General features: G+C 71.9%; 24 protein-coding genes and 3 tRNA genes. 7 read left to right on the plus strand and 20 right to left on the minus strand.

Annotated features, from left to right (window positions below; all coding sequences use genetic code 11):
* Positions 1-26 precede the first annotated feature (26 nt).
* The 11 genes from O7613_RS24820 to O7613_RS24870 all read right to left on the minus strand — a co-directional run bounded on the left by O7613_RS24820 (position 27) and on the right by O7613_RS24870 (position 9,680).
* On the minus strand, positions 27-1,439 hold the full coding sequence (locus O7613_RS24820) for a sulfatase (RefSeq protein WP_281585955.1): 1,413 nt from the start codon (positions 1,437-1,439) through the stop codon (positions 27-29).
* Positions 1,436-2,326, minus strand: coding sequence for a carbohydrate ABC transporter permease (locus tag O7613_RS24825; protein WP_281585954.1), 891 nt, complete (start codon positions 2,324-2,326; stop codon positions 1,436-1,438). Before O7613_RS24825 ends, O7613_RS24820 begins: the two co-directional genes overlap by 4 nt.
* Positions 2,323-3,207, minus strand: a complete 885-nt coding sequence (locus tag O7613_RS24830) for a sugar ABC transporter permease (RefSeq protein WP_281585953.1) — start codon at positions 3,205-3,207, stop codon at positions 2,323-2,325. The genes O7613_RS24825 and O7613_RS24830 overlap by 4 nt, the downstream gene beginning before the upstream one ends.
* A gap of 11 nt (positions 3,208-3,218) precedes the next feature.
* Positions 3,219-4,613: an extracellular solute-binding protein gene (locus O7613_RS24835; protein ID WP_282290273.1), complete on the minus strand. Its 1,395-nt coding sequence runs from the start codon at positions 4,611-4,613 to the stop codon at positions 3,219-3,221.
* A gap of 11 nt (positions 4,614-4,624) precedes the next feature.
* Positions 4,625-6,625, minus strand: coding sequence for an ADP-ribosylglycohydrolase family protein (locus O7613_RS24840; RefSeq protein WP_281585951.1), 2,001 nt, complete (start codon positions 6,623-6,625; stop codon positions 4,625-4,627).
* The gene (rbsD, locus tag O7613_RS24845; protein ID WP_281590624.1) at positions 6,625-7,014 is read right to left on the minus strand and encodes a D-ribose pyranase; all 390 of its coding nucleotides are present in this window, start codon (positions 7,012-7,014) and stop codon (positions 6,625-6,627) included. Before rbsD ends, O7613_RS24840 begins: the two co-directional genes overlap by 1 nt.
* A 2-nt stretch (positions 7,015-7,016) precedes the next feature.
* Positions 7,017-7,967 (minus strand): ribokinase, encoded by a 951-nt coding sequence (locus O7613_RS24850; protein ID WP_282290274.1) that lies wholly within the window; start codon positions 7,965-7,967, stop codon positions 7,017-7,019.
* On the minus strand, positions 7,964-9,031 hold the full coding sequence (locus O7613_RS24855; RefSeq protein WP_281585949.1) for a LacI family DNA-binding transcriptional regulator: 1,068 nt from the start codon (positions 9,029-9,031) through the stop codon (positions 7,964-7,966). The genes O7613_RS24850 and O7613_RS24855 overlap by 4 nt, the downstream gene beginning before the upstream one ends.
* 188 nt (positions 9,032-9,219) lie before the next feature.
* A complete protein-coding gene (locus O7613_RS24860; protein ID WP_281585948.1) occupies positions 9,220-9,432 on the minus strand; it encodes a hypothetical protein in 213 nt (70 codons plus the stop codon).
* A 48-nt stretch (positions 9,433-9,480) separates the two neighbouring features.
* Positions 9,481-9,553 (minus strand) — tRNA-Arg (locus O7613_RS24865).
* Between the two features lie 36 nt (positions 9,554-9,589).
* Positions 9,590-9,680 (minus strand) — tRNA-Ser (locus O7613_RS24870).
* Positions 9,681-9,814: 134 nt separating this feature from the next.
* Here O7613_RS24870 and O7613_RS24875 point away from each other — a divergent pair.
* Complete coding sequence (locus tag O7613_RS24875; protein WP_282290276.1) at positions 9,815-11,404, plus strand: hypothetical protein; 1,590 nt, start codon at positions 9,815-9,817, stop codon at positions 11,402-11,404.
* Here the strand turns inward: O7613_RS24875 and O7613_RS24880 are convergent.
* Positions 11,401-12,174 carry a CPBP family intramembrane glutamic endopeptidase gene (locus O7613_RS24880; RefSeq protein ID WP_281585946.1) on the minus strand — a complete coding sequence of 258 codons (774 nt, stop codon included), beginning with the start codon at positions 12,172-12,174 and terminating at the stop codon, positions 11,401-11,403. The genes O7613_RS24875 and O7613_RS24880 overlap by 4 nt on opposite strands.
* Positions 12,175-12,295: 121 nt before the next feature.
* Here O7613_RS24880 and O7613_RS24885 point away from each other — a divergent pair, with 121 nt between their 5' ends.
* Entirely contained in the window at positions 12,296-13,417 is a 1,122-nt protein-coding gene (locus O7613_RS24885) for a globin domain-containing protein (protein ID WP_282290278.1), read from the plus strand.
* A 116-nt stretch (positions 13,418-13,533) separates the two neighbouring features.
* On the opposite strand, the gene O7613_RS24890 is transcribed toward O7613_RS24885, so the two are convergent.
* The gene (locus tag O7613_RS24890) at positions 13,534-15,066 is read right to left on the minus strand and encodes a peptide deformylase (RefSeq protein ID WP_281590622.1); all 1,533 of its coding nucleotides are present in this window, start codon (positions 15,064-15,066) and stop codon (positions 13,534-13,536) included.
* A gap of 319 nt (positions 15,067-15,385) precedes the next feature.
* Here O7613_RS24890 and O7613_RS24895 point away from each other — a divergent pair, with 319 nt between their 5' ends.
* Positions 15,386-16,162: an IucA/IucC family C-terminal-domain containing protein gene (locus tag O7613_RS24895; protein ID WP_281590620.1), complete on the plus strand. Its 777-nt coding sequence runs from the start codon at positions 15,386-15,388 to the stop codon at positions 16,160-16,162.
* Positions 16,163-16,169: 7 nt separating this feature from the next.
* Here O7613_RS24895 and O7613_RS24900 read toward each other — a convergent pair whose 3' ends face one another.
* Complete coding sequence (locus tag O7613_RS24900) at positions 16,170-17,939, minus strand: hypothetical protein (protein WP_281585944.1); 1,770 nt, start codon at positions 17,937-17,939, stop codon at positions 16,170-16,172.
* Positions 17,940-18,146: 207 nt separating this feature from the next.
* Between O7613_RS24900 and O7613_RS24905 the strand changes: the two genes are divergently transcribed.
* Complete coding sequence (locus O7613_RS24905) at positions 18,147-18,851, plus strand: class I SAM-dependent methyltransferase (RefSeq protein WP_282290279.1); 705 nt, start codon at positions 18,147-18,149, stop codon at positions 18,849-18,851.
* Between the two features lie 84 nt (positions 18,852-18,935).
* Here O7613_RS24905 and O7613_RS24910 read toward each other — a convergent pair whose 3' ends face one another.
* From O7613_RS24910 to O7613_RS24920, 3 genes are all read right to left on the minus strand, one after another.
* Entirely contained in the window at positions 18,936-19,469 is a 534-nt protein-coding gene (locus O7613_RS24910; RefSeq protein ID WP_281585942.1) for a YbhB/YbcL family Raf kinase inhibitor-like protein, read from the minus strand.
* A gap of 46 nt (positions 19,470-19,515) precedes the next feature.
* Entirely contained in the window at positions 19,516-20,193 is a 678-nt protein-coding gene (locus O7613_RS24915) for a DNA alkylation repair protein (RefSeq protein ID WP_282290280.1), read from the minus strand.
* A 23-nt stretch (positions 20,194-20,216) separates the two neighbouring features.
* Positions 20,217-20,303 (minus strand) — tRNA-Ser (locus O7613_RS24920).
* A 72-nt stretch (positions 20,304-20,375) separates the two neighbouring features.
* Between O7613_RS24920 and O7613_RS24925 the strand changes: the two genes are divergently transcribed.
* Positions 20,376-21,350: an NAD(P)H-quinone oxidoreductase gene (locus O7613_RS24925; protein WP_282290282.1), complete on the plus strand. Its 975-nt coding sequence runs from the start codon at positions 20,376-20,378 to the stop codon at positions 21,348-21,350.
* 4 nt (positions 21,351-21,354) lie between these two features.
* Here O7613_RS24925 and soxR read toward each other — a convergent pair whose 3' ends face one another.
* A complete protein-coding gene (gene soxR / locus O7613_RS24930; protein ID WP_281585939.1) occupies positions 21,355-21,798 on the minus strand; it encodes a redox-sensitive transcriptional activator SoxR in 444 nt (147 codons plus the stop codon).
* A gap of 46 nt (positions 21,799-21,844) precedes the next feature.
* Here soxR and O7613_RS24935 point away from each other — a divergent pair, with 46 nt between their 5' ends.
* Both O7613_RS24935 and O7613_RS24940 read left to right on the plus strand, forming a co-directional pair.
* Positions 21,845-22,528 (plus strand): transketolase, encoded by a 684-nt coding sequence (locus O7613_RS24935; RefSeq protein ID WP_282290284.1) that lies wholly within the window; start codon positions 21,845-21,847, stop codon positions 22,526-22,528.
* A 10-nt stretch (positions 22,529-22,538) separates the two neighbouring features.
* On the plus strand, positions 22,539-23,423 hold the full coding sequence (locus O7613_RS24940; protein ID WP_282294610.1) for a transketolase: 885 nt from the start codon (positions 22,539-22,541) through the stop codon (positions 23,421-23,423).
* A gap of 100 nt (positions 23,424-23,523) precedes the next feature.
* On the opposite strand, the gene O7613_RS24945 is transcribed toward O7613_RS24940, so the two are convergent.
* Both O7613_RS24945 and O7613_RS24950 read right to left on the minus strand, forming a co-directional pair.
* The gene (locus O7613_RS24945) at positions 23,524-24,234 is read right to left on the minus strand and encodes a glycosyltransferase family 2 protein (protein WP_282290286.1); all 711 of its coding nucleotides are present in this window, start codon (positions 24,232-24,234) and stop codon (positions 23,524-23,526) included.
* Positions 24,235-24,313: 79 nt separating this feature from the next.
* Positions 24,314-24,934: a hypothetical protein gene (locus O7613_RS24950; RefSeq protein WP_281585936.1), complete on the minus strand. Its 621-nt coding sequence runs from the start codon at positions 24,932-24,934 to the stop codon at positions 24,314-24,316.
* Positions 24,935-24,983: the final 49 nt, after the last annotated feature.

Consider the following 24,983-nt stretch of genomic DNA (forward strand, 5'->3'; position numbering starts at 1 on the left):
CTCGGTGGTACTGCCTGCTTGTGGTGTCAGCCGAAGCGGCGCTGGAACTTGGCCTCGGGATCCCACTCGTTGAAGCCGGGCTGCCCGCATGCGGGCGCCAGCACGTAGTGGTCATAGGTGCTCGCGAGCAGTTCGCGTAGCAGCCCGTGGTGGTGGGCGATCAGCTCCGCGTGCTCGGTCGAGTCGACCAGGTTGGTCAGCTCGTACGGGTCGGTCTCCAGGTCGAAGAACTGCCACGGCCGGCCGCCGTGGGCGTCGCCGAGCACGGTGTACTTGTAGCGCCGGCTGCGCACACCGCGCCACGTCTCGTCGTGGAACGGCAGGCCGGGGCGCATCTCGGCGACGAACTCCAGCAGCACCGCCGCCCGGTCCAGGTGCTCCGCGGCGCCCCGCACCAGCGGGGTCAGGTCGCGACCGGGCTTCGGGTCACGGGGGGTGATCCCGGCCAGGCCGAGCAGCGTCGGGAACAGGTCCTCGGTGCAGACCGGATCGTCGACGACGCGGGGGGTGGCCACCGCCCCGCCGGACACGATCAGCGGGATGCCTATCGACTCCTCCCACGGGCGCTGCTTGGCCAGCACGCCGTGGCAGCCCAGCAGCTCGCCGTGGTCGGCGGTGAGGGCGATGACGGTGTTGTCGAGCTGGCCGTTGGCGCGCAGCGCCTCGACCAGACGGCCGATGTTGTCGTCGAGGTTCTCGATCATGGCGTAGTAGGTGCGCAGGTCGTCGAGCAGATCCTTGCCGTGCGGGCCGCGCTTGTTGTACTCCCGGTCCAGGTCGACGTTCTCGCGCACCTGCACGGGCCGGTCCTGCCAGCGCCGCAGGTACTGCTCGGGCGCGGTGAAGATCGGGTGTGGGGGTTCGACCGACAGGATCGTGGCGTGGGGGCGGCCGTCGCGGGCGCGTTCGTCGGCGTACTCGATGGCCAGGTCGAACAGGCCGTCGGTCTGGAAGCCGTCGATCTTGTGCGGGGTGGGGTCGTCCTCGTTCCAGTAGTAGGTGTCCCAGGGATCGTTGCAGATGTCGAACCCGGCGAAGCGCTGGAACCTGCCCTGGTACGGCCGCGGCACCGGAGTGCGCGACGCCTTCACCACGTTGTGGCCCGGGTAGTGGCCGAAGTTCCCGTACAGGTGCCACTTTCCGAACAGCGCGGTGTGGTAGCCCGCCTCGTTGAACTCGTCGGCGATGGTCCGCTCCGCCGGCGACATGCGCCACTCGATCGACGGAATGAACCGGGTGTGCGCGTGCTCGCCGGTGACCAGGCTGAACCGGAACGGCACGCACACCGGATAGCTGGAGGAGGCCGCGTCGAAGCGGGTTCCCCGCCCGGCGAGGGCGTCGATGTGCGGGGTGGCCACGTTCGGGTCGCCGTAGCAGCCCAGCGCCTGGCGGCGCAGTTGGTCGGCGATGATGAGGATGACGTTGGGGCGGTTGGTCACTTGACACCTCCGGAGGTGAGCCCGGCGACGAACTTGCGCTGGAGCAGCAGGAACAGCAGTAGCACCGGTCCGAGCATGAAGATGGCGGCGGCACTGGTCAGGCCCCAGTCCGTGGAGTACTGGTCCTGGAAGGCCATGAAGCTGGTGGAGATGGGCCGCAGGTCGGGATCGTGGATAAAGGTGATCGCCCAGAAGAACTCGTTCCACGACCACAGCCCGACGATCAGGGCCACGGTCAGCAGGCCCGGCCAGGCCAGCGGCAGCACGATCCGCCAGGCGATCTGCCAGTCGGAGGCGCCGTCGAGGCGGGCGGCCTCGGTGAAGTCGTGCGGGATCTTCAGCAGGAACGAGCGCAGCAGCAGCGCGGCGAAGGGCGCATCGGTGGCGATGTAGATGAGGATCAGGCCGGGACGGGTGTCGGTGAGCCCGAGGTTCGTCCACATGAAGAACAGCGGCACCACGAACAACTGCACCGGCAGCGCGCTGGTCAGGAACAGGTACGCCACCACGCCGTTGCCGCCGCGCACGTTGAGGTGGCTGAGCGCGTAGGCGGCCATGCCGGCCACGAAGCAGGTGCCGACCACCGAGCCCAGGCAGAGGATCGCGCTGTTGAGCATGGTGGTGGCGAAGTCGCCGCGGGTCCACGCCTCGGCGAAGTTCGACAGGCTCAGCGACGTCGGCGGTGACAGCGGGTTCGCGCCGATCTCGGCGTTGTTCTTGAACGCGTTGAACAGCAGCGCCACGATCGGCCCGAGCGCGAACACCGCAAGCGCGATCAGGATCAGGTAGTAGACGGGCAGCGCCCGGCGCTCGCGGCGCGGGGTGCGGGGCCGGGCGGGCCTCGGCACGCTTGTGGCAGCGGGCCGCTCCTGGATGGAGGCGGTCACTCCTCCCACCCCTTTCGCTTCAGGTACTGGTATCCGGCGAGCACGATGCCGATGATCACCGTCATGGACAGGCCGAGCGCGGCGGCGTAGCCGGCCTGATACTCGTTGAACGCCTGCTTGTACATGAGGGTGGAGACCACCTCACTGGACCCGGCGGGGCCGCCGCCGGTCATGATGAAGATGTAGTCGAACGCCTTGAGCGTCCAGATCACCGTCATCAGGGTCAGGAAGACCACGGTGGGGCGGATGCCCGGCAGGGTCACCGACCTGAACTGCTGCCAGCGGTTGGCGCCGTCCACCTTCGCCGCGTCGTACAGCTCCGGGTCGACGCCCTGCATCGCGGCGAGGTACACCACGGCCAGGAAGCCCCACCAGTGCCAGTTGACGACGAAGTTGACGCTGAGCAGCGACGTGTCGGGGTCGCCGAGCCAGGCGTGGTCGATGCCGAGTGCGTGGCCGATGCCGCTTGTCGGTGACAGCAGCATCTTCCACACCGCGGCGTTGACCACGCTGGCCACCACGTACGGGATGAAGTACAGGGCCCGGAACAGCACCTGGAACCGGGGCACCTGAGACAGCAGGTAGGCGCCGAGCAGCCCCATGGCCATCGGGATCGAGCCGAATAACACGAGCCAGAGGACGTTGTGCCACAGGGCGTCGTGCACGGCCGGGTCGGCGAAGGCCCGGGTGAAGTTGTCGAACCCGATGAACGTCGCCGGGCCGAGCCCGGACCAGTCGGTGAACGCGTAGTACACCGTGGCCAGGGCCGGGCCGAGCACGACGAGCACGTTGAGGATCAGCAGCGGGCTCAGGAACAGCCAGGCCCGCCTGCTGCCACGCGACTTCGGCCGTCTCCCGGGCAGCGCGGTGTCCACCGTCACCGACTGGACGCTCATTTCGCCGGGCCCCGGGCGGGCAACGCCGGGATGTTGCCCTCGGCCTTCTCGGCCTTGAACTGGTCGGCCAACTGCTGGCAGTACTGCGCCGGGGTCAGCTTGCCGGTGAGCACCTGCTCCAGGCCCTCGTAGATGAACACGTCGGTCTTCGGCGGCCACCAGGTCCAACTGACGTAGCCGTAGTCGCCGGTGCTGACGGCCCGGTTCACCGCGGTGAGCACCCGGCCGGCGCGCGGATCGATGGCGGCCGGGATGTCACTGTCGGCGAAGTCGACCGGGATGTTGTAGGTCGAGGGCACGTCGGCCATGCGTTTGAGAGCGGCGGCCTTGTCGCCGTAGTACCAGTTGAGGTACTCGGCGGCGGCGTCCTTGTTCTTGCTGGCGGCGTTGATCGCAAGCGAACCGCCGATGCCGATCTCGAACAGCGGGTACTTGACCTCCTGCCGCAGCGCCGGCATCGGCATCCAGTCCCACTCGTTGTCGTTCTTGGCCTTGGCGCCGAAGTACTGGCCGACCTGGCTCATGAACCAGTTGCCCTGCGGGACCATGGCGACGCTGCCCTTGCCGAAGTTCGCGCCGATCTCGGTGGACGGGACGGAGAAGTACTTGTCGGCGCCGCCGGCGATCCAGCCCTTGTCGAAGTACGACTTGACCAGCTCGACGGCCTCGACGAACACCGGGTCGCTGAACGAGATCTGGCCGGACAGGGCCTGGTGCAGGGCCTCGGGGCCGGAGTAGTGGTTCCAGAAGACCGTCATCAGCCACTCACCGGCGGCCTTCCAGTCGACGTTCGAGGAGCCGAAGGGCACGATGCCCCGGCCGTGGGCATCGGCGGCGATGGCCTCCAGCTCGGCCCGGGTGGTCGGGGTCTGCCAGCCGTGCTGGGCGAACAGCGACTTGTTGTAGTAGAGCAGCATGGTGTCCACGCGCATGGGCAGGGCGTAGAGCTTGCCGTCGTTCGTGAACGCCTGCAACGCCCACTTGGCCAGCTTCGACTCCCAGCCGAACTTCTCCGAGTACGGCGTGAGGTCGGCCAGAATGCGCGCCCGGCTCCAGGCGATGGTCTGGGTGGCCGACGGGCCGCGGACCACGTCGGGGCCGGACTTGGCCTGCAGCGAGGTCTGGATCAGGCGGCGCAGGTCCTCGCCCTTGTAGAAGGTCGCGTTCACGTCAATCTTGGGGCGCGCCTTCTCGAACGCGCCCACCACGCTCTCGGTGAAGTACTTCTGGTTGGCGTCGCCCTGCACGTCGATCCAGAGGTCGATCTTGCCCTGCGGATTGTCGCCGGGCACGATCGGCTCATCCTCACTCCCGCAACCGGCCAGCAGGCCGGGCGCGGTGAGGCCGAGGGCGATCAGACCGGCTCTGGACAGCAGCCGGCGGCGGTTCATCGCGAGATCCATCATGACTCCAAGGGGGTGTGAGGCGTGATGCGCACTTCGTGTGTCGCGGTTCGGCCCTCGGTCACCAGCAGCGCGATGCCGCCGTGGGCCAGGTACTCGTCGTGCAGGTCGAACAGGATCTCCCCGTCGACGGCGCCGGTCAGCCGGCTGCCCGCGACGGTGAGCGTGAGGGTGTACGTGGCGCCGAACTCCCATGGCCACGGCGTGTCGGCCAGCACCCGCTCGCCGCACACCAGCCGCGCGGTGTCCTGCCCCACCAGTTCGAGGGCGTAGTAGTCGCGGGCGCCCTGTACGCGGGCGGCCAGCCCGGCGGCTCGGGCCAGGTGGGGGGTGACGTCGGCGGTGACCGTGTAGTCGCGCCAGCCCGCCTCGCCGTGCACGAGCAGGCCGGTGCCGCTGTTCTGCACCACCCGGAACGGCTCGGGCCAGCGTGGCAGCCACTGGTCGGCCGCCTGCACCCAGGCCCGGCGCCACATGGTGCCGCCGTCGGCGGGACGGGTCAGCGTCATGGTCGGCGCGCCGTCCCAGGTGAGCCGGTCCAGCGCCACCGGCCCGTCGGTGCGGAAACCGACCGCGGCCACCGGGTGCCCACCGAGGTCCGGCACCCGCATCGCCAGCGTCCCCGCCGGCTGCGGCGCCTGGACGACGCTGTGCAGCTCGCCGTCCGCGCCGTAGTAGCTGACCAGCAGGCTGACCTGGGCCGCACCGGTGAACGTGGCGGTGATCGTCTGCCCCGGGTACAGCGTCGGGCTGGCAACCATGCCGTAGATCGGCATGTCCAGGGCCTCGGGCGGGACGAACGTCGGCGTGGTGACCGTCGCCGGGCCGCTGACGTCCAGCCGCCCGGCGGTGTTGCGCAGCGTGCCGACGCCCGACCGCACGGTGAAGCCCTGCGTCGAGCCGGGCATCCCGAAGTGGAACCGCGCGCCGTCCTTCGGGGCCAGCGGCTCGTGGCCGGCCCAGCGCAGGCCATGGTTGGCCAGGTTGATCGCCTCGGTGGCCGCGTCGGTGACGCTGGAGCCGCCGTCGACGGTGGGCAGGTACATGCGGTCGGCAAGCGGGCCGCGCCAGTCGGGGTCGGCGAGCCCGGCCAGGCCACCGCGTACGCCGCAGATCGCCCCGACGTTGCCGGCGTTGGAGTCGGTGTCCCAGCCGGAGGTGCACACCACCTTCATCGCGTCGGCGAACTCACCGCCGCTGTGCACGAGGGCGTGGATGACCGTGGCGTGATTGGGCACCACGTGACAGTTGCCGCCGTAACGGTGGTAGCCGTACACCTCATCGATGCGGTCGCGGACCTCGCGCCAGTCGGACGCCTGCGCCGACCAGGCCCGCACGTCGGCGATGACCCGGGCGATGAGGCTGTCGGCGGGGATCAGCCCGACCGCGGTGTCCAGCAGCCGGTCCATGTCGGGCTCCGTGAACGCTCCGGCGACAAGCGCGGCGACCACCCGGGCGGCGTGGATCGACTCACCGTCGTGGCTGACCCGCGCGGCGCGCTCGGCGAGGTCGGCGGCGGCGACCGGGTCACCCGGTCGGGTCATCGCGAAACCCTCGACGAAGATCTGTGCCCCGACCTGCTCGGCGACGACGGTGCCGTTGCGGGCGATCGACCCGCTCTCCGGGGGCACCACTCCCGCCTTCATCCGCAGGTAGGCGGTGTGCTCGGTGGAGTTTCCCAGCCCGCCCCACCACAACACGCTGACGTTCTCGACGATCTCGTTGAGCCAGGTGTGCCCGACCTCGGCGCTTGTCGGCTCCGGGTGGCGTGCCAGCACCCGCGGGAACACGAACGTGCCGCTGATGTCGTCGTCGGCGACCACAAGCAGGTGGTGCTTGAGCGCCACGTCCCAACGGTCGTTGACGTAGTACGTGATGTCACCCAGCTCGGCGCTGATCTTCTCGTGGGTCCAGCCCTCGTAGGGACGGCCCAGGTACACCGCGATGATCTTTCCCAGCACGCCTGCGTAGACCCGCTCGGCGTAGTCCGTCTCGACCATCAGAACGCCACTCCCGCTCGTAGGATCACGTTCGCGTACGGCGTCGCCTCACCGGTACGCACGACCGCGTGGGCGTCGGCGCACAGCGCCTTGAGTTCGTCGTGAGCCACCGCGCCGGTCGGCACGTCGCCGACCGCCGCGCGCACTCCGGCCAGGAACCCCACATCGCTCAGCTCGTGGGCGAGCACCGCCTCCTGGACCGGCAGCTCCGCGCAGACCGCGCGCAGCACCGGCAGCAGCGCGGGCTGACCGCGCGACCACACCAGGTCGATCGTCTCCACGCCGCGCGGCACCGGCAGCCCGGCGTCAGCGATCACGATGCTGTCGTGGTGGCCCATCGCGGTCAGCAGTCCCGCCAACCTCGGGTGCCAGATGCCGTCGCGCCGCATGCTCACGCCCTTCCGTCCCGGGCCAGAAAGCCGTCCACCTCGTCGACGGTCGGCAGGGCGGCCTGCGCGCCCATCCGGGTCGTGGCCAGTGCGCCCACCGCGCAGCTACGCCGCAGCGCCTCGCCGAGCGCCAGGCCCTGGGCCAGCGACACGGCCAGCGCGCCGCAGAACGCGTCGCCCGCGCCCGTGGTGTCCACCACCGGCACCGCGAACCCGGCGCACGCGAGCGCCTTGCCCGGACCGGCAAGCACCGCGCCGTCGCCACCGAGCGTCACCACACACACCTGCGGTCCGAGGTCGGTCAGCCCGGCGGCCAGGCGCTGCCAGCCCGCGTCGTCCCGGGGTGGGTCGCCCTGCTCGCCGCTCAGGTGCCACGCCTCGCCCTCGTTCACCACGAGCACGTCGACCGCGGTCAGCAGCTCGGCGAACACCGGGTCCATCACCTTGGGCAGCGGTGCGGCGTTCAGCAGCACCGTCGCTCCGGCGGACCGGGCGAGGCGGGCGGCACCCAGACAGGTCGCGATCGGGATCTCCAGTTGCAGCAGCAACACCGTGCCCGGCGCCAGCAGCGGCGGCAGTTGCGCGGTGAGCGGCTGCCCGTCGAGCAGTTCGTTCGCGCCGGGAGCGACCACGATCGTGTTCTCCCCCGTACCCTCGACCACGATCATGGCCAGCCCGGTCGCCACGCCGTCGATCGTGGTGAGGCCCGTCGCGGGCAGTCCCTCGGCCTGCAACGCCGTCCGCAGGTCGGTGCCGAACCGGTCGGCGCCCACCGCGGCGAACAGGACCGTGTCGGCGCCCATTCGCCGCGCGGCCACGGCCTGGTTGCCGCCCTTGCCACCGGGCCGGAACGACACGTCCGAGCCGAGCACCGTCTCACCCGGGTCGGGCAGGTGCGACACCGCGACGGTCAGGTCGAGGTTGACGCTGCCAACCACCGCCACCCTGGTCATTGCCGGCTCCCCACGTTTTCTTCCCTGCCGGCCCGCGCGCTCGCGTGGCCGCCACCGGGCGGGTCGTCGCATCCGCAGGAACCGCGGGCGAGCAACTCCACCGGCAGCACCTGCGGCTGCTGCTCGGCGCCGCCGAGCTGCCCGAGCAGGTGGTCCATGGCAGCCCGTCCCAACTGCGCGAACGGCTGCACCATGGTGGTCAGCCCCGGGGTGGCGAACGCTCCCGGCGCGATACCGTCGAACGACGCCAGCGCCACGTCGTCCGGACACCTCAGCCCGAGCTCGGCAATGGCCCGCAGCGCGCCGATCGCCTGCTGGTCGCTGGCCGCGAAGATCGCGTCCGGACGGTTGCGGGGGTCGGCGAGGATCGCCCGGGTCGACTCGTAGCCGGCCCGCCGGCCGAACGGCGCGTGCCAGGCAAGCATCTCGGCGGGCCGCACGCCGGCCTGCGCCAACGCGTCGCGCCAACCCGCCACCCGGTCGGTGGCCGGCATGACGTCGCGGGGTCCGGCGATGCACGCGATCCGGGTGCGGCCGTGGGCGAGCAGGTGCTCGGTCGCGGCGCGCGCCCCGCCCCGGTTGTCGACAAGCACCGCGGGCGCCGTGGCGCCGGCGACCTGCCGGTCCAGCGACACCCACGGCACCCGCGAGCGCTCCAGCTCCGGCAGGCAGCCCACCGGCCCGTGTGCCGGGACGAGGAACACGCCGTCGACCTGGCGGGCCAGGAAGGTACGCACGTAGGTGGTCTGACGGTGGTCGTCCTCGGCGGCGTTGCCGATCAGCAGCGTGTAGCCGCGGGCGAACGCCTCTTCCTCGATGGCGCGGGCGAGCTGGGCGAAGAACGGGTTGGCGTTGTCGGGCACCACCAGCCCGAGGGTCATGGTGCGGTTCATGCGCAGCGACCGGGCGATGCCGTTGGGCCGGTAGCCGAGCTGCTCGACGGCGGCCAGCACCTTGGCGCGGGTGTGCGGGGCGACCGAGCGGGGTCCTCCGTTGAGGACATAGCTGACGACAGCGGGGGACGTTCCCGCCAGCTTGGCGACATCAGCTCGCCTTACCGTCACGATCAACCTCCGTCAACACGAGTTGCATTTCAGCGAGGTTGCCAGGATGTGACTAGCAAATATGGTTGCGCAATACGTGTTGATGGCCGTTACCGTAATGAGACAATCGCGGGAGCGGCGGCATCGGCGAGGGCCTGAGGCCACGGTGGTGGGCCCGCCGGCCACCGGCGGCGGGCGACCGTGACGGATCAGACGTGTGCGATCGCCAGGGTCGCGCCGAGGGTGGTGAGCACCTCGGCCACCCGCACCGCAAGTGCCAGATCGATGGCCTTCGACAGGACGTTGTCGCCGCGGACGGCCGCGACGAACGCCCGGGTCTGGCTGTCCAGCGGCAAGGTGTCCGCGACGTCGATCGGGACGTCGTCGAGGGTCAACCGGTGCGGGGGGAGGGACAGATGCAATGAGGGACCTGACTGCCGTTATGGCAGTTCAGACCCCTCATGATCTTGTGCGCCCGAAGGGACTCGAACCCCTAACCTTCTGATCCGTAGTCAGATGCTCTATCCATTGAGCTACGGGCGCTCAGTGCTCGGCCAGTCTACACACCCGGCTTTTGCGCGGAGACTCCGGGATTCGAACCCGGGAGGGGCTTTAAGACCCCAACCGCATTAGCAGTGCGGCGCCATAGACCAGACTAGGCGAAGTCTCCCTGGTGCCCCGAAGGCCACCGCGCCCGAGGATACAGGTCCGCCCCCGCCGGGAGCAAAGCGACTATCGGAGCCCCGCCGGGCCGCCGTGTTTTCACCGTGTGCCAGGTCACGTCCGCGACTACGCTCCATCGATATGCAGGAGCAGCCGCCGAGCGATCCCCCCGCCGCCAAGGCCCGGCGGAGCCGCTCCCCCCGACCGACCTTCAGCCCGCCGCCCGCGCCCGAACCGACGCCGACCGACGCGACGGGCGACGTTCCGTCACGGAAGCGGGCCCGCCGGGCCGCGCCGACCGTGCTCTTCCAGCCGCCCGCGCCGCCCCCGGATGACGCGCCGGCCCTCGACGGACCGCCGGCTCCGCGCCCGCGTCCGGCCGCGGAGACGTCCACCACCGATCCGGGTACGCCGCCCGGCGCACCGTCCGCGGAGCCGTCCGGGTCCGGTTCCGGCACGCCTGCCGACGCGTCAGGAACGACCCAGCCACCCGCGTCCGCCGACGAGGTAACCCCGAAGCGGGTGGTCCGCGCCCCGGCCGCCGACGAGGCGGCCCCGAAGCGGGTGGTCCGCGCTCCCGCCGAGAAGAAGGCCGCTCCGAGCGCGCGGAAGGCTGCCCGGAAGGCCGCGCCGGCCCCGACGACTCCCGTCTCGCCGGACTTCGCCGCACCGACCGGGGTGGAGCCGGGTGCGCCCGACGCCGCGTCGGAGGGAGCCGGGTCCGCGCCTCGGGCCGCCCGGGCCCGCCGGACCACCGGGAGCGCCCCGGCCGCGAAGACGAGCCCGGCGAAGCGCGCGACCAAGCAGACGCCCGTCCGGTCTGCACCGGACCCGGCGGCCGGCGACGACCAAGAGCCCGAGGCAGCCGCCGGTGTCTCCCCCGGGCCGGGCCCGGAGGCGTCCACCGGACCAGCCGTCACCACCGAGCCGGACGCGCAGGCGTCCACTGAACCAGCCACCACCACCGAGCCGGACGCGCAGACGTCCACCGGGTCGGCTGTCGCCACCGAGCCGGTCCCGGCACCCACGACACCCGAGCAGGACAGCGTTGCGCTGACGAGCGCGGCGGATGCGCGTACCCCGGGGGACGGTTGGCGGGCGGTGGGGCCGCGCCTGCGTGACCACCCGGGGTTCGCGCCGGAGCTGCTGGCCCTGGCCGCGGTGGACGCGCTCGGGCCGCGGGCCCGGAGCTGGGTGGAGCAGGTCCGGCGGGCCTATCCGCTGGCGGACGCCGACGGGGTGGCCCGGCTGGCGACCCGGCGGTTCGTCCGGATGGCCGGTACGGGTGGTGCGCTGGCGGCGGGGGCCGGGGTGTTCGCGCCGGCGGCGGAGCTGGCGGTGGTGCTCTGGACGCAGGCGAACCTGGTGCTGCACGTGGCCGCCGCCTACGGCCACGAGCCGACGGATCCGGACCGGGCGGCGGAGTTGCTGGAGCTGACGTCAGTGCACCCGGACGAGGGTGTGGCGCGGGCGGCGCTGGCGGCGGCTCGGGAGGTCGGCGAGCCGGCGGACGGGCCGTGGGGCCGGGTGGCCGAGGCGGCCTGGCGGCTGGCCACGCCGGTGACCGCGCAGGCGGGCGGTTGGCTCGGGTTGCGGCTGGCCGCGCGGCTGTTGCCGGGCGCGGCGGTGCTGGCGGCCGTGACCGGCGGCACGGCGGCGGCCGAGCGGGTCGCCGGCCGGGCGGTCGGCCGATACCGGTCGACGGGTCAGAGCCAGCCGAACCAGGGCTAGAGCCAGCCGAACCAGGATTTCGGCAGCAGCGCGTAGCCGACGAAGGCGACCACGTCGAGCAGCGTGTGCGCGACGATCAGCGGGGCCACCCGGCGGGTACGCAGGTAGAACAGCCCGAAGACCACCCCCATCACGGCGTTGCCGACGAACGCGCCGAAGCCCTGGTAGAGGTGGTACGAACCGCGCAGCACGGCGCTCGTCGCGAGCACCGCGCCGATCCGCCAGTTGAGCTGCCGCAGCCGGGTGACCAGGTAGCCGACCACGATCACCTCCTCCAGCACGGCGTTCTGCACGGCGGCGAGGATCAGCACCGGCACCGCCCACCACAGGTGCGGCAGCGCGGCCGGCACCAGCGTGGCGTTGGCGCCGAGCTGGGCCGCCACCCAGACCAGCCCCAGCCCGGGCAGGCCGATGAGCGCGGCCAGGCCGGCGCCCCGGACCAGGTCGGAGCCGGGCCGGCCGAGGTCGACGCCGAGGGTCCGCGCCGGGTCGCCGGGGTCACGGGCCAGCAGGTGTACGGCGAGCAGCACCGGCAGCAGCGCGAAGGCAATCCCGAGCAGTTGGTAGGTGAGGTCGAGGTACGGCCGGGCCGAGGCGGACGTGTTGAGCGCGGCGGTCTGCTTCGACAGCCCGCCCGACGCGGTGAGCTTCGCGATCAGCGAGACCAGGGCGTACACGGCCGACTGGCCCAGGGAGAGACCGAGCACGAGCAGCGTCTCGGTGCCCAGCACCCGGCGGGAGACCGGGCGGGCCAACTCGTCGACAGTCACCGGACCATGAAACCACTTCGACGGTCAGGTGAGCCGGTCGCACATTCTGTGCGACCGGCGGACACGCTCCGTGGACATTCTGTCCGGGCCGATCTGCCGCCCGGAGAAGGAGCGTGCCCCTGTGGAGAACGTCGCGCGGCTGCTGAAGGAGAGCTGGGCCCTGGTCGAGGAGCACGGGGAGCGGCTCGCCGGCCACTTCTACGCCCGGCTGTTCCTGCTCGACCCGGAGCTGCGCAAGCTCTTCCCGGTGCAGATGAGCGGGCAGCGAGACCGGCTGCTGGAGGCGATCGTGACGGCCGCACAGACGGTGGACGATCCGGAGACGTTCGACGAGTACCTGCGCGCGTTGGGCCGCGACCACCGGAAGTACCACGTGTCGGCCGAGCACTACGGGACGCTCGGCATCGCCCTGCTGGATGGGTTGCGGACGGTCGCCGGGGACCGTTGGAGCCTGGAGTACGACCAGGCGTGGCGGGAGGCGTACGCGAGCATCAGCGCACGGATGCTCGCCGGCGCGGAGGCCGACGGCAACCCGCCGTTCTGGCACGCCGAGGTGCTGACCCACGAACGGCTCGGCCCGGACACGGCGGTGTTGACCGTGCGGGCGCTCCAGGATCCGCTGCCCTGGCAGGCCGGCCAGTACGTGAGCGTGGAGGTGCCGCGGCACCTCCCCCAGACGTGGCGGACGTACTCGGTGGCGAACGCCCCGAACGAGGAGAACGTGCTGGAGTTCCACGTCCGCACGCCGGCCGGGGGCGCCGGTTGGGTGTCCGGCGCGTTGGTCCGCCGGACCAGGCCGGGTGACCTGCTGCGGCTGGCCGCGCCGATGGGTTCGATGACACTTGACCCGGGCTCCACCCGCGACATCCTGTGCGTGGCGGGTGGGGTCGGGCTGGCCCCGGTCAAGGCACTCGTGGAGGAGTTGACCCGGGTCAACCGGACCCGCTGGGTGCACGTCTTCTACGGCGCCCGCCGTCCGGACGAGCTGTACGGGCTGCCCGGCCTGGAGGAGTTGGTGACGACCTACCCGTGGTTGTCGGTGACGCCGTCGTGCAGCGACGACCCGGACTTCGCCGGCGAGCACGGTGACGTCGCCGAGGTGGTCGCCAGGTACGGGCCGTGGACCGCGCACGACTGTTACGTCTCCGGTCCGGCCGCCATGGTCCGGGCGACCCTGCGGGCGCTCGCCGCCGACGACGTCCCGCCGGACCACATCCGGTACGACACCTTCGGCACCCTCTGAGACCTTTCTCCCCCCAAGCCGGGTCGCGTGCCCCCGCCCCCTGGGGCACGCGACCCGGCCCCCCGTTTCCCGGCGCGCGGGTCGGTCCGGCAACCGGCCCGCGTGCCGGAGCTGTGTCAGTAGCGCCAGGGGGTGCCGGTCTCGCGGTATTCCTCCACCGGCACCAGCGGCACGCCGGGCGCCATCCGGTCGACGTAGAGCCGCCCCTCCAGGTGGTCGATCTCGTGCGCGACCAGCCGTGCCATGGCGTACTCGAAGGACGTGATGACCCGGCTGCCGTCCCACTGGGCGTGTTCCACGTCGATCCGCAGCGGGCGGGGCACCAGCCCGCGGTGGTCGAAGAAGGAGAGGCAGCCCTCGTACTGCTCGTCGGTCTCGGTGGCGGTGTCCACCACCCGGGGGTTGAGCAGCACGACCGGCTCGGCCGCCCGGTCGGCGGGCCGGACCAGCGCGGCGGCCCAGCCCAGCCCGAGCTGCGGCGCGGCGAGGCCGACGCCCTTGCTGAACGGGTGCAGCTCGTCGAGGCGGGCCAGCATCCCGGCGAGCCGGTCGACCACCTGTCGGGCGTACCCCTCCTCGGCCGGCAGGTCGAACTGGCGGGCGGGTTGCCGGAGCAGGTCGTCGCCGCGTTGCACGATGCCCACCGCCCGCATCCGGTCGCTGGCGCGGACCCGGGTCTCGCCCGCGGGCGTGCTGTCCGGTTCGGCGTCCGGTTCCGGGGTGCGGAACCGCCACTGCATCCGGTAGCGGGCGTTGAGCGGCGGGTCGTCGGTCCCCCAGTCGTATCTCACCCGGTCGCCGTCCGCGGTGCGTTGGATCGGGGTACGCAGCGGCCCCTCCTCCGCCGACAGCGAGGTCTCCGCGCCCCACACCTTCGGGTCGAGGTCGGCGGGCAGGTCGAGCCGGACCGCGAGGTGCCGGGTGGGCAGGCGTACGGCGCGCTGGAACCAGGGACCCCACTTGTCCCGGCCGACGCGGTACGCGTACTCGATGGTGACCCGGTCGCCCGGGTAGAGCGGGAAGCGGCCCTCGTCGTTCTCGAAGAGCAGCCAGATCTCCTTGAACGCGTCCCGGTCGTGCTTGGCCCGCCAGTGCATCGGCTCGCGTCCGCCGCCGTCGTCCCGGTAGGCGGCGAGTTGCAGCTCGGCGAAGGTGAGCGGGTGCTCGCGGTGGTGCCGGTTGGAGCGGCCCGGGTCGTTGGGGTAGCGGTCGACGGCGACCCGGACCAGGTAGCGGCTGACCGGTTCGGTGCCGGCGTTGTAGAGCTCCCGCCGGATCGCGCAGTGGTAGCCGTCGCCGGTGTGGGTGAGCGTGGCGACCTCGCGTTCGACCACCAGTCCGGTGCCGGGTGGCAGCCACTGGCCGGGTACGGGTGGGTCCCGGTGCGCCCCGGTGCCGCGGCTGTGCCGCAGCTCGTCGTACTCCCGGAAGCGCTGCCAGATCGCGCCGCTGGCCTCCAGGACGGCCTCGGCCCGGCGGGCGAAGTCCTCGGTGGGCCGGTGCCGGCGCCCTTCGACGTGGCTGACGTAGGACGGGTCGAAGCCCATCAGCGTCGCCAGTTGCTTCTTGGACAGCCCTCGGCCGGTCCGGTGCCGGGCGAGTTCGGTCGCGAACGAGTCGGCGGCACGCTCGATCGGTGAGGTCATCAGCTTCCTCGCACGCGGGAAGTCCATTTTCACGTTTCGTGGTCGAGCGTGTACGGAAACTGCCTCGTATTCGACACTCACCTTGACATTTCAGCGGCGAACGTCGATGCTTGCGCGCGCACCGGCGGTGCTCCCGGCGGCGTTTTCCGCCCACCCCGCCGGGTAGTACGGACGGCGGCGGAGTGACCGGGACCTCCCTGCACCGATCCGTGGCACCACTTTCCCTCCGCCCAGTACTGTGGTTAGGCTAGCCTTAGCTTCGGTCGACGACACGCGCCGGCCGACGGGCGACCAGACAGGGGACGGCCAGGTGACTGCGGTGATGCCGGCGCGCGACGTCGCCAGCCCGTTCGCCCCGGTGACCGCCACCCTGCGCGCCATGTTCGGCACCGACGTTCTGCCCGGGCTCGCGCCCGGCCTGCTGGTCCGCGACGAGCTCGACCGCTGGGCCCCGGCCACCCACCTGATCGACGGCACGCTGCTCCCGGCGTTCCTGACCGCCGCCGGCCGGCGCTGGGGCGGCACCCCGCACGCCTGCGCCGCGCTCGCCTGGAAGTCCTACAGCTACTGGACGGCGTTGCCCGCCGTGCTCGGCTGGGCCTCGGCGCGGCGGGTGCCGCTGCTCGACCCGGCGAACGTGCTCGTGCACTTCGAGGACCACCACCAACTGCTCACCCTGGGCCTGCGCGACGGCACCCCGGTGGCCGTCCTGCCCGGCGACCCGCTGGCGCTCGCCGGCGCGCCGGGCGTCCGGGTGGTCGCCGACGAGGCCGCGCTGCTCCGCGCGCTGCGCACGACGCTGCTCGACGCCCACTTCGCCCCGCTGATCGCCGCCATCCAGGGCGAGGTCCGGATCGGCACCCGTACGCTGCTCGGCTCGGTCGCCTCCGGCATCGCACACGGCATCCTGCGCGCCGCGGACGTGCTGCCCGGCCCGAGCGCGGCGGCCGTCGGCACGCTGCTCGACGCGCTGGATCTCGCCGACCTGGTGGACCTGGTGCCCGGCCCGACGGGCGAGCCGACCGTGCAGCGGCGCACCTGCTGCCTCGCCTTCACCCTGCCCCGCCCGAAGGTCTGCCAGGGCTGCTGCGTCCGCTGACCGTCTGTCAGTCGACGAACGGGCGCACGTCCCACAGCCAGATCCCACCGGTGCGGGTCGGGGTGATTCCGGTCAGTTCGGTCATCGCCCGGCGCAGCGACTCGGCCTGCCGCAGCCGAGGGTCGAGGATCACCGCTCCGGTCCGCCACCAGCGCAGGTCGTCGACGGCGGCCAGCCGGTCCGCCGGGGTGATCGGCGGGACCGCGTCGGTGCGTCGTACCGTCTCGAAGAACGTGCTCGTGGGGCGCGGCGGCGCGGTGAAGAGCGCGACCCGGTCGGCGCCCGGACGGGTGTCCGGATAGAGGAAGTAGCCCCGGGCCAGCGGCATCTCCAGGCGGGTCTCGGCGGACCAGCGCAGCGGGACCGCGTAGGTGGTGTCGGGCAGCGGCAGCGTGACGATGCTCCGCCCGCCGGCCACGTAGGGCCGCCACGCCCCGGAGGTGACGAACGCCGGCGTCGGGTCCAGGCGCGTGGCGGGCAGCGGGGTGGGCAGGATCGGCAGCAGCGCCATGGCGAGCACGGTGCCGGTGGCGAACCGGATCTGCCCCCGCGCGGCCGGATGCCTGCGAGCCAGCCGCCGCGCCCGGTCGGCGCCGAGCGCGAGCAGCACGCCGATGATCGGGGTCAGCGCGAGCGACCAGCGGGTGGGCACCACCGAGTGCAGGACCGGCAGGTTCTCCAACGCGGCCCAGGGGCCGGGAACGCCGGTGTCCCGTCCGTCGAAGTGGATCTCCCGACCGAGCGAGAAGAGACCGAACACCACCCCGACCGCGGCCAGCCCGAGGACCACCGCGTTCCGGCGCAGCCACCAGACGAGCGCGGCGACGAGCACCACGAGCGGCCAGCCGAAGAAGGCGTTCTCCTCGGTGGCGTTCTTGACAAGCGGGGCGCTGCCCCGGGCGTCGCCGGCCACCGACTCCCGGGACCACGCGAGGTAGGCGGCGAGGTCGGTGGAGTAACCCCGGATCAGGGTGGAGAGCCCGGAGTACGCGCCGGGGCCGGCGAACTGCACGTGGAGCGGGTACGCGAGCAGCGCCCCGGCCACCACGGCGGCCACCCCGAGCCCGGCGGCGAAGGGTCGGGCCGCAGACCGCAGCGCGGGCCGCCCGAGCGCGAGCGCCAGCACCACCGCGCCCAGGCCGATGGCGGTCATCAGCAGGATCTCCAGGTTGAGGAAGGCTTGCCAGACGATCACCAGGCCGAGTAGCAGCCCGTTGCGTAGCCAGCGGCCGGGCTGCGCCAGTCGGAGCGTTCGCCAGATGATCAGCGGCACCACGAACTGGCTGACGATGTTGGGGTGGGCGTTGGCGTGCGACACCATGGCCGGCGCGAACGCGCAGAAGCCGGCACCCAGCCAGGCCGGGCCCCGGGCGCCGACGACCACCCGGGAGAGCAGGAAATACCAGGCGGCTCCGGTGGCGGCGAGGCCGAGGGTGAGGAAAATGAGAAATGACCAACGCGGTCCGCACCACACCGTGACCGGCGACAGGGGTAACGAAATGGATAATACGGACGTATTTGCCATCAAATTGACGACGTCCGGCACATTCATTCGGTCGGAGGTAAAGGGATAGGCAAAATCCGTGACGACGCGCGCACCGTGCGCCATCATCCATTCGAACTGCGCCTGATCGGTGCGATTGTCCCGTACGCCGTTCGCCGGGTCCGCCCAGAGCCGGGCCGTCACCCAGAACGCGAGCAGCACGAAGCTGAGCACGGCGAGCGCGTCGGTGCGCCGCCCCCGCCGAGGATCCGCGCCCGAATGGGGAGTAGTCATATCAATTCAGAGCGTAGTCGGATTATGACGGCCCCGTGACATTTTTCGGGGACTCACGTACTATGTGCCGAGTTCGCCGACCGCCGATCACGTGCCCCACCCGACCGCATTCGGCCACCCCCGGTGTCCCGATTTTCCCCTCAGCCATCCAGATGGTTGACTCTGACGGTCCAGGCGCGGGTCAGGAATATCGTGAGGAATCGACGCATGGCAGAAATCACTGGGGATCAGCGCGTCCAGGCGGAGGTGCTCGAAGGGCTGGCCACAGCCGTCAACCACCGCCGCTGGTTCGTCGAGCTGGCCGTGCCCTACCTCGGTGACAACCCCATCGAGATCGGCAGCGGCCTGGGCGACTACGCCCTCGAATGGATCGAGCGCATCCCCCGGCTCACCGCCACCGAAGCCGACCCGGACCGGCTCGTCAACCTCAAGGAACGACTGGCCCAGCACCCCGGCATCGAGGTCCGGCAGATGCTGCTGCCACACACCGAGCGGGGCGACTACAGCGCCGCCGTGTCGTACAACGTGCTGGAACACATCGACGACCACGTGGGCGCGCTGCGCAGCATGCGCGACCTGGTCCGCCCCGGTGGCGCGGTGATCATCATCGTGCCGGCGTTCCAGTTCGCGATGGGCCCGGCGGACATCGCCACCGGGCACGTCCGGCGCTACACCAAGAAGTCGCTCGCCACGGCCATGACCGAGGCCGGGCTCACCGTCGAGAAGATCCACTACGCGAACGCGCTCGGCCTGATCGGCTACTTCATGGCCACCAAGGTCTTCCGGCTGATGCCGAAGGAGGGCCCGATGGTCAAGGTCTACGACACGCTGGTGCTGCCCGCCACCAAGGCCGCCGAGCAACTGCTGCGCCCCCCGTTCGGCCAGTCCGTGTTCGCGGTGGCCCGGGTGTAAGGCGGGGGCCCCGCTTAACGCTTCCGGTATAGGCGGGGGCCCTTCTTAACACCTACCTGTTAAGAAGGGCCCCCGCCTTACACCTCAGTCCTTGAGCTGGTACGTGGGGCGGATCACGGCTCGGGCCAGGGTGTGGAACGCGAGGTTGAAGCCGACGTAGGCCGGGCTGGCCTCCCGGCCCACGTCGAGGCGCTCCACGTCGACCGCGTGCACCGCGAAGACGTACCGGTGCGGGCGGTCCCCCGGCGGCGGCGCGGCGCCGCCGTAGCCGGTGTCGCCGTAGTCGTTGCGGATGCTGAACGCGCCGCCGAGGTCGGCCTCCCGCACCGAGGTGGACAGCTCGGTGACCGAGGTGGGCACGTTCACAAGCACCCAGTGCCAGAAGCCGCTGCCGGTCGGGGCGTCCGGGTCGAAGCAGGTGACTACGAAGCTCTTCGTCTCCGCCGGGAAACCCGACCAGGACAGGTGCGGCGAGACGTTCTCACCGCCGGCGCTGTCGTGCGCGTACCGGGCGTCCATCGGCTCGCCGTTGTGCACGTCGTCGCTCGTCAGGTCGAACGACGGCACGGTCGGCAGCAGCTCGTACGGATCCGGGGCGATCGGTCGTTCCAGGGTCATCGAAACGGGTCCTTCCGAAGTGCGCGGGAAAATGTCCTGCGCCCCTTCATACCCCGCTGTCGTGCTGCCGGCGCACCATCTCACTGATCCAGACCGGCGCGTACGGGGACGTGCAGCCCGGCGGCGTCGGATAGTCCTTGAGCACCGCCAGGCGCTCCCCGATGCCGACCGCCCGGGCGCGCAGCGCCGCGTGCTCGATCCCGATCTGGGCCAGGCAGTGGTTCATCGCCCACTGGAGGCGGTCCGGCGCGTCCCGCATCTCCGCCTCGATGACGTCGAGCAGGCCGGGCAGGTCGAGCCCGGCCGGTCTTCGCGCCACGCGTTCCGTGGTCAGCGCCCAGCCGGCGCTCGCGACCACCGGATCCGGGTCGGCGAGCCAGGCCACCCGCAGCGGCTCGGCGTGCGGGCTCTTCTTCACCACGTAGTTGACAAGCCAGTCGTGCACCTTTGGCGTGCGCGCCGCGCGAAGCATGGCGTCCAACTCGTCCGGCCCGTACGCCTTCGGCCGGCAGATCAGCAGCGCCAGCAGCCGCGCCGCGCTGTCCCCGGTGGCCCACAGCTCACGGGCCAGCTCTTGCTGCGTCTTCAGCCGCTTGGCGAGCGCGCGGAGCCGGCCCAGGTTGACCCCGTGGTCGTCGCCGTGTTTCTCGTTGACCGCGCGAACCTTCGGGTCGTCGAGCGCGGCCAGCTCGGCCAGCACGTCGGCCACCGCCGCGTCCGTCACCGCTGCCTCCTGGGTGTCGCGGGCGGAGGGTGTGGGATTCGAACCCACGAAGACATCGCTGCCTTACCGGTTTTCAAGACCAGCGCCATCGGCCACTAGGCGAACCCTCCCGGCGCGCTCCCGCACGGGGTACGCGACCGCGCCTAGTCTGCCATGAACCGCGGATCGGGTAAGACTGTGCCATGCGTGCGATCACGATCAGCGAACCCGGCGGACCCGAGGCGCTCGTCTGGGCCGAGGTCCCCGATCCCGAGCCCGGCCCCGGCGAGGTGGTCGTCGACGTGCGGGCCAGCGCGGTCAACCGGGCCGACCTGCTGCAACGGCAGGGCCACTATCCGCCGCCGCCGGGCGCGCCCGCGTACCCCGGGTTGGAGTGCTCGGGGACGGTCCGGGCGCTCGGCGCGGACGTGACCGGCTGGTCGGTGGGCCAGGAGGTCTGCGCGTTGCTTGCCGGCGGCGGGTACGCCGAGCGGGTGGCCGTGCCGGCCGGGCAGTTGCTGCCGGTGCCGGCCGGGGTTGACCTGGTGGAAGCGGCGGCGCTGCCGGAGGTGGCCTGCACGGTCTGGTCGAACGTGGTGGACCTGGCCGGGCTGGCGGAGGGGGACACGCTGCTTGTGCACGGCGGCGGCAGCGGCATCGGCACGTTCGCGATCCAGCTCGGGGTGGCGCTCGGTGCCACGGTGGTGGTGACCGCGCGGGCGGCGAAGCACGAGCGGCTGCGCGCGCTGGGCGCCGCGCACACCATCGACTATCGGGAGCAGGACTTCGTCGAGGAGGTACGCCGGGTGACCGGCGGGCGCGGCGCGGACGTGATCCTGGACATCATGGGCGCGTCCTACCTGCCGCGGAACGTGGCGGCGCTGGCGACCGGCGGGCGGCTCGTGGTGATCGGCATGCAGGGCGGCCGGAAGGGCGAACTCGATCTCGGGATGCTGCTGGCGAAGCGGGCCTCGGTGCACGCGACCGCGTTGCGCTCCCGTCCGCTCGTCGAGAAGGCCGCGATCACCCGGGGCGTGTGCGAGCAGGTGTGGCCGCTGGTGGAGGCCGGAAAGGTCCGGCCGGTGGTGCACGCGCGGGTCGACATGGCGGACGCCGCCGACGCGCACCGGCTGGTGGAGACCAACGACCACCTGGGCAAGGTGCTGCTGGTGCGGTGACGCCTCAGTCCCGGGGGAGCACCAGGCGCGCGCCGGGGCCCTCGGTGGCCAGCGAGTCACCGGGGTTGTAGAGCGTGCAGCGCTGCAACGACAGGCAGCCGCAGCCGATGCAGCCGTCCAGGTCGTCGCGGAGTTTGCCGAGCAGCCGGATCCGCTCGTCGAGCCGGTCCCGCCAGGCCCGGGAGAGCGCGGCCCAGTCTTCCGGGGTGGGCGTGCGCCCGGCGGGCAGCGATTCGAGCGCCTCCCGGATCTCATCGAGCGACACGCCGACCTGCTGGGAGATCCGGATGAAGGCGACCCGGCGCAGCTCGGTGCGGGCGTAGCGGCGCTGGTTGCCGCCGGTGCGCGCGGCGTGGATCAGGCCGAGCCGCTCGTAGTAGCGCAGCGCGGAGGGTGCCACGCCACTGCGGTCGGCGAGCTGGCCGATGGTCAGGGTTGCCTCGTGCATCACAGGACCTTGAGGTGAAGTTCGGTTGAGGTTCGAGGCTATCGACATGACGACGACCACCGCCACCGAGTTGGCCACGCTGCTGGACCGGGTGCGCGCCGGCCGCGAGTTCGGCGCGAACGTGTACTCGACGCTCGACGTGCTCCAGGTCCTCTACGACCGGGTGCTGCGGATCACCCCGGCCACCGTGGACGATCCCGACCGGGACCGGTTCCTGCTCTCCAAGGGGCACGCGGTCGCCGGGTACTACGCGCTGCTCGCCGCCCGGGGTTTCGTGCCGGCGGAGTGGCTGGACGACCAGGGCGGCCCGGCGAGCCGGCTCGGTGACCACCCGGACCGGACGCTGGTGCCCGGCGTGGAGGTGGGTACCGGCTCGCTCGGCCACGGGCTCGGGCTGGGCGTGGGCGTCGCGCTCGGCCTGCGCGCCCAGGGACGGACCAACCCCCGGGTGTACGTGCTGCTCGGCGACGCCGAACTGGACGAGGGCGCCAACCACGAGGCGATCGCGTACGCGGGCGCGACCGGGCTGGGCAACCTGACCGCGATCGTGGTGGACAACCGCTCCGCCACGCACGGCTGGCCGGGCGGCGCGGCGAGCCGGTTCACCGTCAACGGGTGGACCGGCGCCGCCGTCGACGGCCACCACCACGACGCCCTGCACACCGCCCTGACCGGGCACGACCACCACCGGCCGCACGTCGTCGTCGCGGCCGTCGCCGACGGGGAGTGACGCCATGACCATGCGGGACGTATTCGTGTCGAGCGCCGAGGAGGTGCTTGCGGACCCCCGGAGCGTGCTCGTGCTGGCGGACATCTCCGCCGCCGCGTTCGCCCCGGCCGCCACCAGGTACCCGGACCGGGTGGTGAACGTCGGGATCCGGGAACAGCTCATGATCGGCGTGGCCGGCGGGCTGGCGTTGACCGGGCAGCGGCCGATCGTGCACAGCTACGCCCCGTTCCTGGTCGAGCGCGCGTACGAGCAGATCAAGCTGGACCTCGACCACCAGGGCGTCGGTGCGGTGCTGGTGAGCATCGGCGCCTCGTACGACCGGGCGGCGGCCGGGCGCACCCACCTCGCGCCGGCCGACGTGGCGCTGATCGACACGCTCGACGGGTGGACCGTGCACGTGCCCGGCCACCCCGACGAGGTACGCCCGCTGCTGCGCGACGTGGTGTGCGGGCGGGACCCGGCGTACCTGCGACTGTCCACCGCCCGCAACGCGGTCGCGTACCCGCAGGCGGGTGACCTGCGGGTGGTCCGCGACGCCGGGCCGGGCGCGGCGCTGCTGGTGGCGGTCGGGCCGGTGCTGGACGCCGCGCTGCGCGCGGTGGCCGACCGGCCGGTCACGGTGGCCTACACCCACCGGCCGCGGCCGTTCGACACCGCCGGGCTGCGGGCGCTTGCCGGCGCCGAGGTGATCCTGGTCGAGCCGTACCTGGCCGGCACCTCGGCCCGGGTGGTGGCCGAGGCGCTCGCCGACCGGCCGCACCGGCTGCTCTCCCTCGGCGTGGGCCGGACGGAGTTGCGCCGCTACGGCGCGCCGGAGGACCACGACCGCTGGCATGGCCTGGACGCGACCGGCCTGCGGCGCTCGGTCGACGCGTTCCTCAGCCCGGCCGGCTGAAAGCCGGCGGAAACGCCGGCACGACGGAACCCCGCACCGCTCCCGGCACGACAGGACCCCGCACCGGGAGCGGTGCGGGGTCCTCAGGTCGCCGTGCGGGTCAGCGAGCGGCGGCGGGTTTGGCCGGGCGGCGCCGGGCGCGCTCGCGGGCCAGGATCCAGATCGCCTCGACGCCGTCCTTCCAGGTGATCTTCTTGCCCTCCTCGCGACCCCGGGCGCGGTAGCTGATCGGCACCTCGTAGGGGCGGATGCGCTGGCGGAGCAGCTTGCCGGTGACCTCGGCCTCCATGCCGAAGCCCCGCGAGCGCACCTGGAGCGAACGGTAGAGCTCCAACGGCATCAGCTTGAAACAGGTCTCCAGGTCGCCGATGTAGGAGTTGTAGAGCATGTTGGCGGCCAGCGTGACGCCCTTGTTGCCCATCACGTACCAGAAACTGTAGGAGCTGTGGCTGCCGAAGGTGCGATTGCCGTAGACCACGGTGGCGTGCCCGTCGAGCACCGGCTGCAGCAGGCGCGGGATGTCCTGCGGGTCGTATTCGAGGTCGGCGTCGAGGATGACCATGTACTGGCCCTCGGCGCTGTCCACGGCGGTCTTGATGGCCGCGCCCTTGCCGGCGTTGCGCTGGTGGGTGATCACCCGCAGCCGGGCGTCGTCGACCCGGCCGAGCACCTCGCCGGTGCCGTCCCGGCTGCCGTCGTCCACGACGACGAGCTCGATCTCACACGGATAGTCGACCGCCAATGCCTGCTTGAGCGCATCCGCGATACGTTCTTCCTCGTTGTAGACCGGCATGAGGATCGAGAGCTTCACGGGTTCTCCACGGAGGCGATGGCAAGTCGGGGCTTAGCGTAGCCTGGCGGGCTCGTCAGGTCACAGCAGCCCGCCCACCCTACTTCTGCTTGAGTGGCACCACGATGAGCCGGGCGACCCCCTTGTCGCCCTCCTTCGTCCCGGCCACCCCGACCGTCGTGCCGACCTTGACGTCGGTCGACCGAATCGTGGCGCGGCGCTCGACCACCCGCAGCTTCTCGTCGAACGTCCAGGTCATGGTGAAACCGTCGGTGGACTTCACGGTCACCGACGTCGCGTCGATCGCGGTCACCGCGCCGCGCTGCACGGCGACGGTCTTCGTACCCTTCTCCTTGGTCTGCACCACCACCTCGCCGTGCAGCGTGTTCTTCCGCAGCAGCACCCGGGCCCGGCCCCGCTTGCGCCACTCCTGGGCCCGGTCCCCCTTGCGCTTCGGTCCGGCCTCCGGCGTGCCGGAGGCCGACGGCGCGGGCGCCGCGACCGGGTCGACGTCCAGGTCGGCCGGGTCGACGCCGAGCGCGGCCAGCGCCTGTCCGTCCACGCCCATGGCGGCGGCCACCTCGACCGCGCTCTCCCCGGCCGCGCCGACGCCGGACTGCGCCGCGTCGACGCCGGACTGTGCCGCGCCGCAGCCGGCGAGGCCGAGCGCCGCGGCGGCGAGCAGTGCGGTGGCGCCGGTGACGATTCGCTGACGTGCCATCGGTGTTCCTCTCGTCGGTGGTGACGTCAGCATCCCCCGGTGACGCGCG

It is taken from the genome of Micromonospora sp. WMMD975 (assembly GCF_029581215.1).
In the GTDB taxonomy this organism is placed as follows: domain Bacteria; phylum Actinomycetota; class Actinomycetes; order Mycobacteriales; family Micromonosporaceae; genus Micromonospora.

Bases quoted from the DNA above. Each gene is read 5' to 3' on its own strand.
- O7613_RS24835 (WP_282290273.1), bottom strand. From the start codon at position 4,613: ATGAACCGCCGCCGGCTGCTGTCCAGAGCCGGTCTGATCGCCCTCGGC.
- O7613_RS24840 (WP_281585951.1), bottom strand. From the start codon at position 6,625: ATGGTCGAGACGGACTACGCCGAGCGGGTCTACGCAGGCGTGCTGGGA.
- rbsD (WP_281590624.1), bottom strand. From the start codon at position 7,014: ATGCGGCGCGACGGCATCTGGCACCCGAGGTTGGCGGGACTGCTGACC.
- O7613_RS24850 (WP_282290274.1), bottom strand. From the start codon at position 7,967: ATGACCAGGGTGGCGGTGGTTGGCAGCGTCAACCTCGACCTGACCGTC.
- O7613_RS24875 (WP_282290276.1), top strand. From the start codon at position 9,815: ATGCAGGAGCAGCCGCCGAGCGATCCCCCCGCCGCCAAGGCCCGGCGG.
- O7613_RS24895 (WP_281590620.1), top strand. From the start codon at position 15,386: ATGCCGGCGCGCGACGTCGCCAGCCCGTTCGCCCCGGTGACCGCCACC.
- O7613_RS24900 (WP_281585944.1), bottom strand. From the start codon at position 17,939: ATGACTACTCCCCATTCGGGCGCGGATCCTCGGCGGGGGCGGCGCACC.
- O7613_RS24905 (WP_282290279.1), top strand. From the start codon at position 18,147: ATGGCAGAAATCACTGGGGATCAGCGCGTCCAGGCGGAGGTGCTCGAA.
- O7613_RS24910 (WP_281585942.1), bottom strand. From the start codon at position 19,469: ATGACCCTGGAACGACCGATCGCCCCGGATCCGTACGAGCTGCTGCCG.
- O7613_RS24925 (WP_282290282.1), top strand. From the start codon at position 20,376: ATGCGTGCGATCACGATCAGCGAACCCGGCGGACCCGAGGCGCTCGTC.
- soxR (WP_281585939.1), bottom strand. From the start codon at position 21,798: ATGCACGAGGCAACCCTGACCATCGGCCAGCTCGCCGACCGCAGTGGC.
- O7613_RS24935 (WP_282290284.1), top strand. From the start codon at position 21,845: ATGACGACGACCACCGCCACCGAGTTGGCCACGCTGCTGGACCGGGTG.
- O7613_RS24940 (WP_282294610.1), top strand. From the start codon at position 22,539: ATGCGGGACGTATTCGTGTCGAGCGCCGAGGAGGTGCTTGCGGACCCC.
- O7613_RS24950 (WP_281585936.1), bottom strand. From the start codon at position 24,934: ATGGCACGTCAGCGAATCGTCACCGGCGCCACCGCACTGCTCGCCGCC.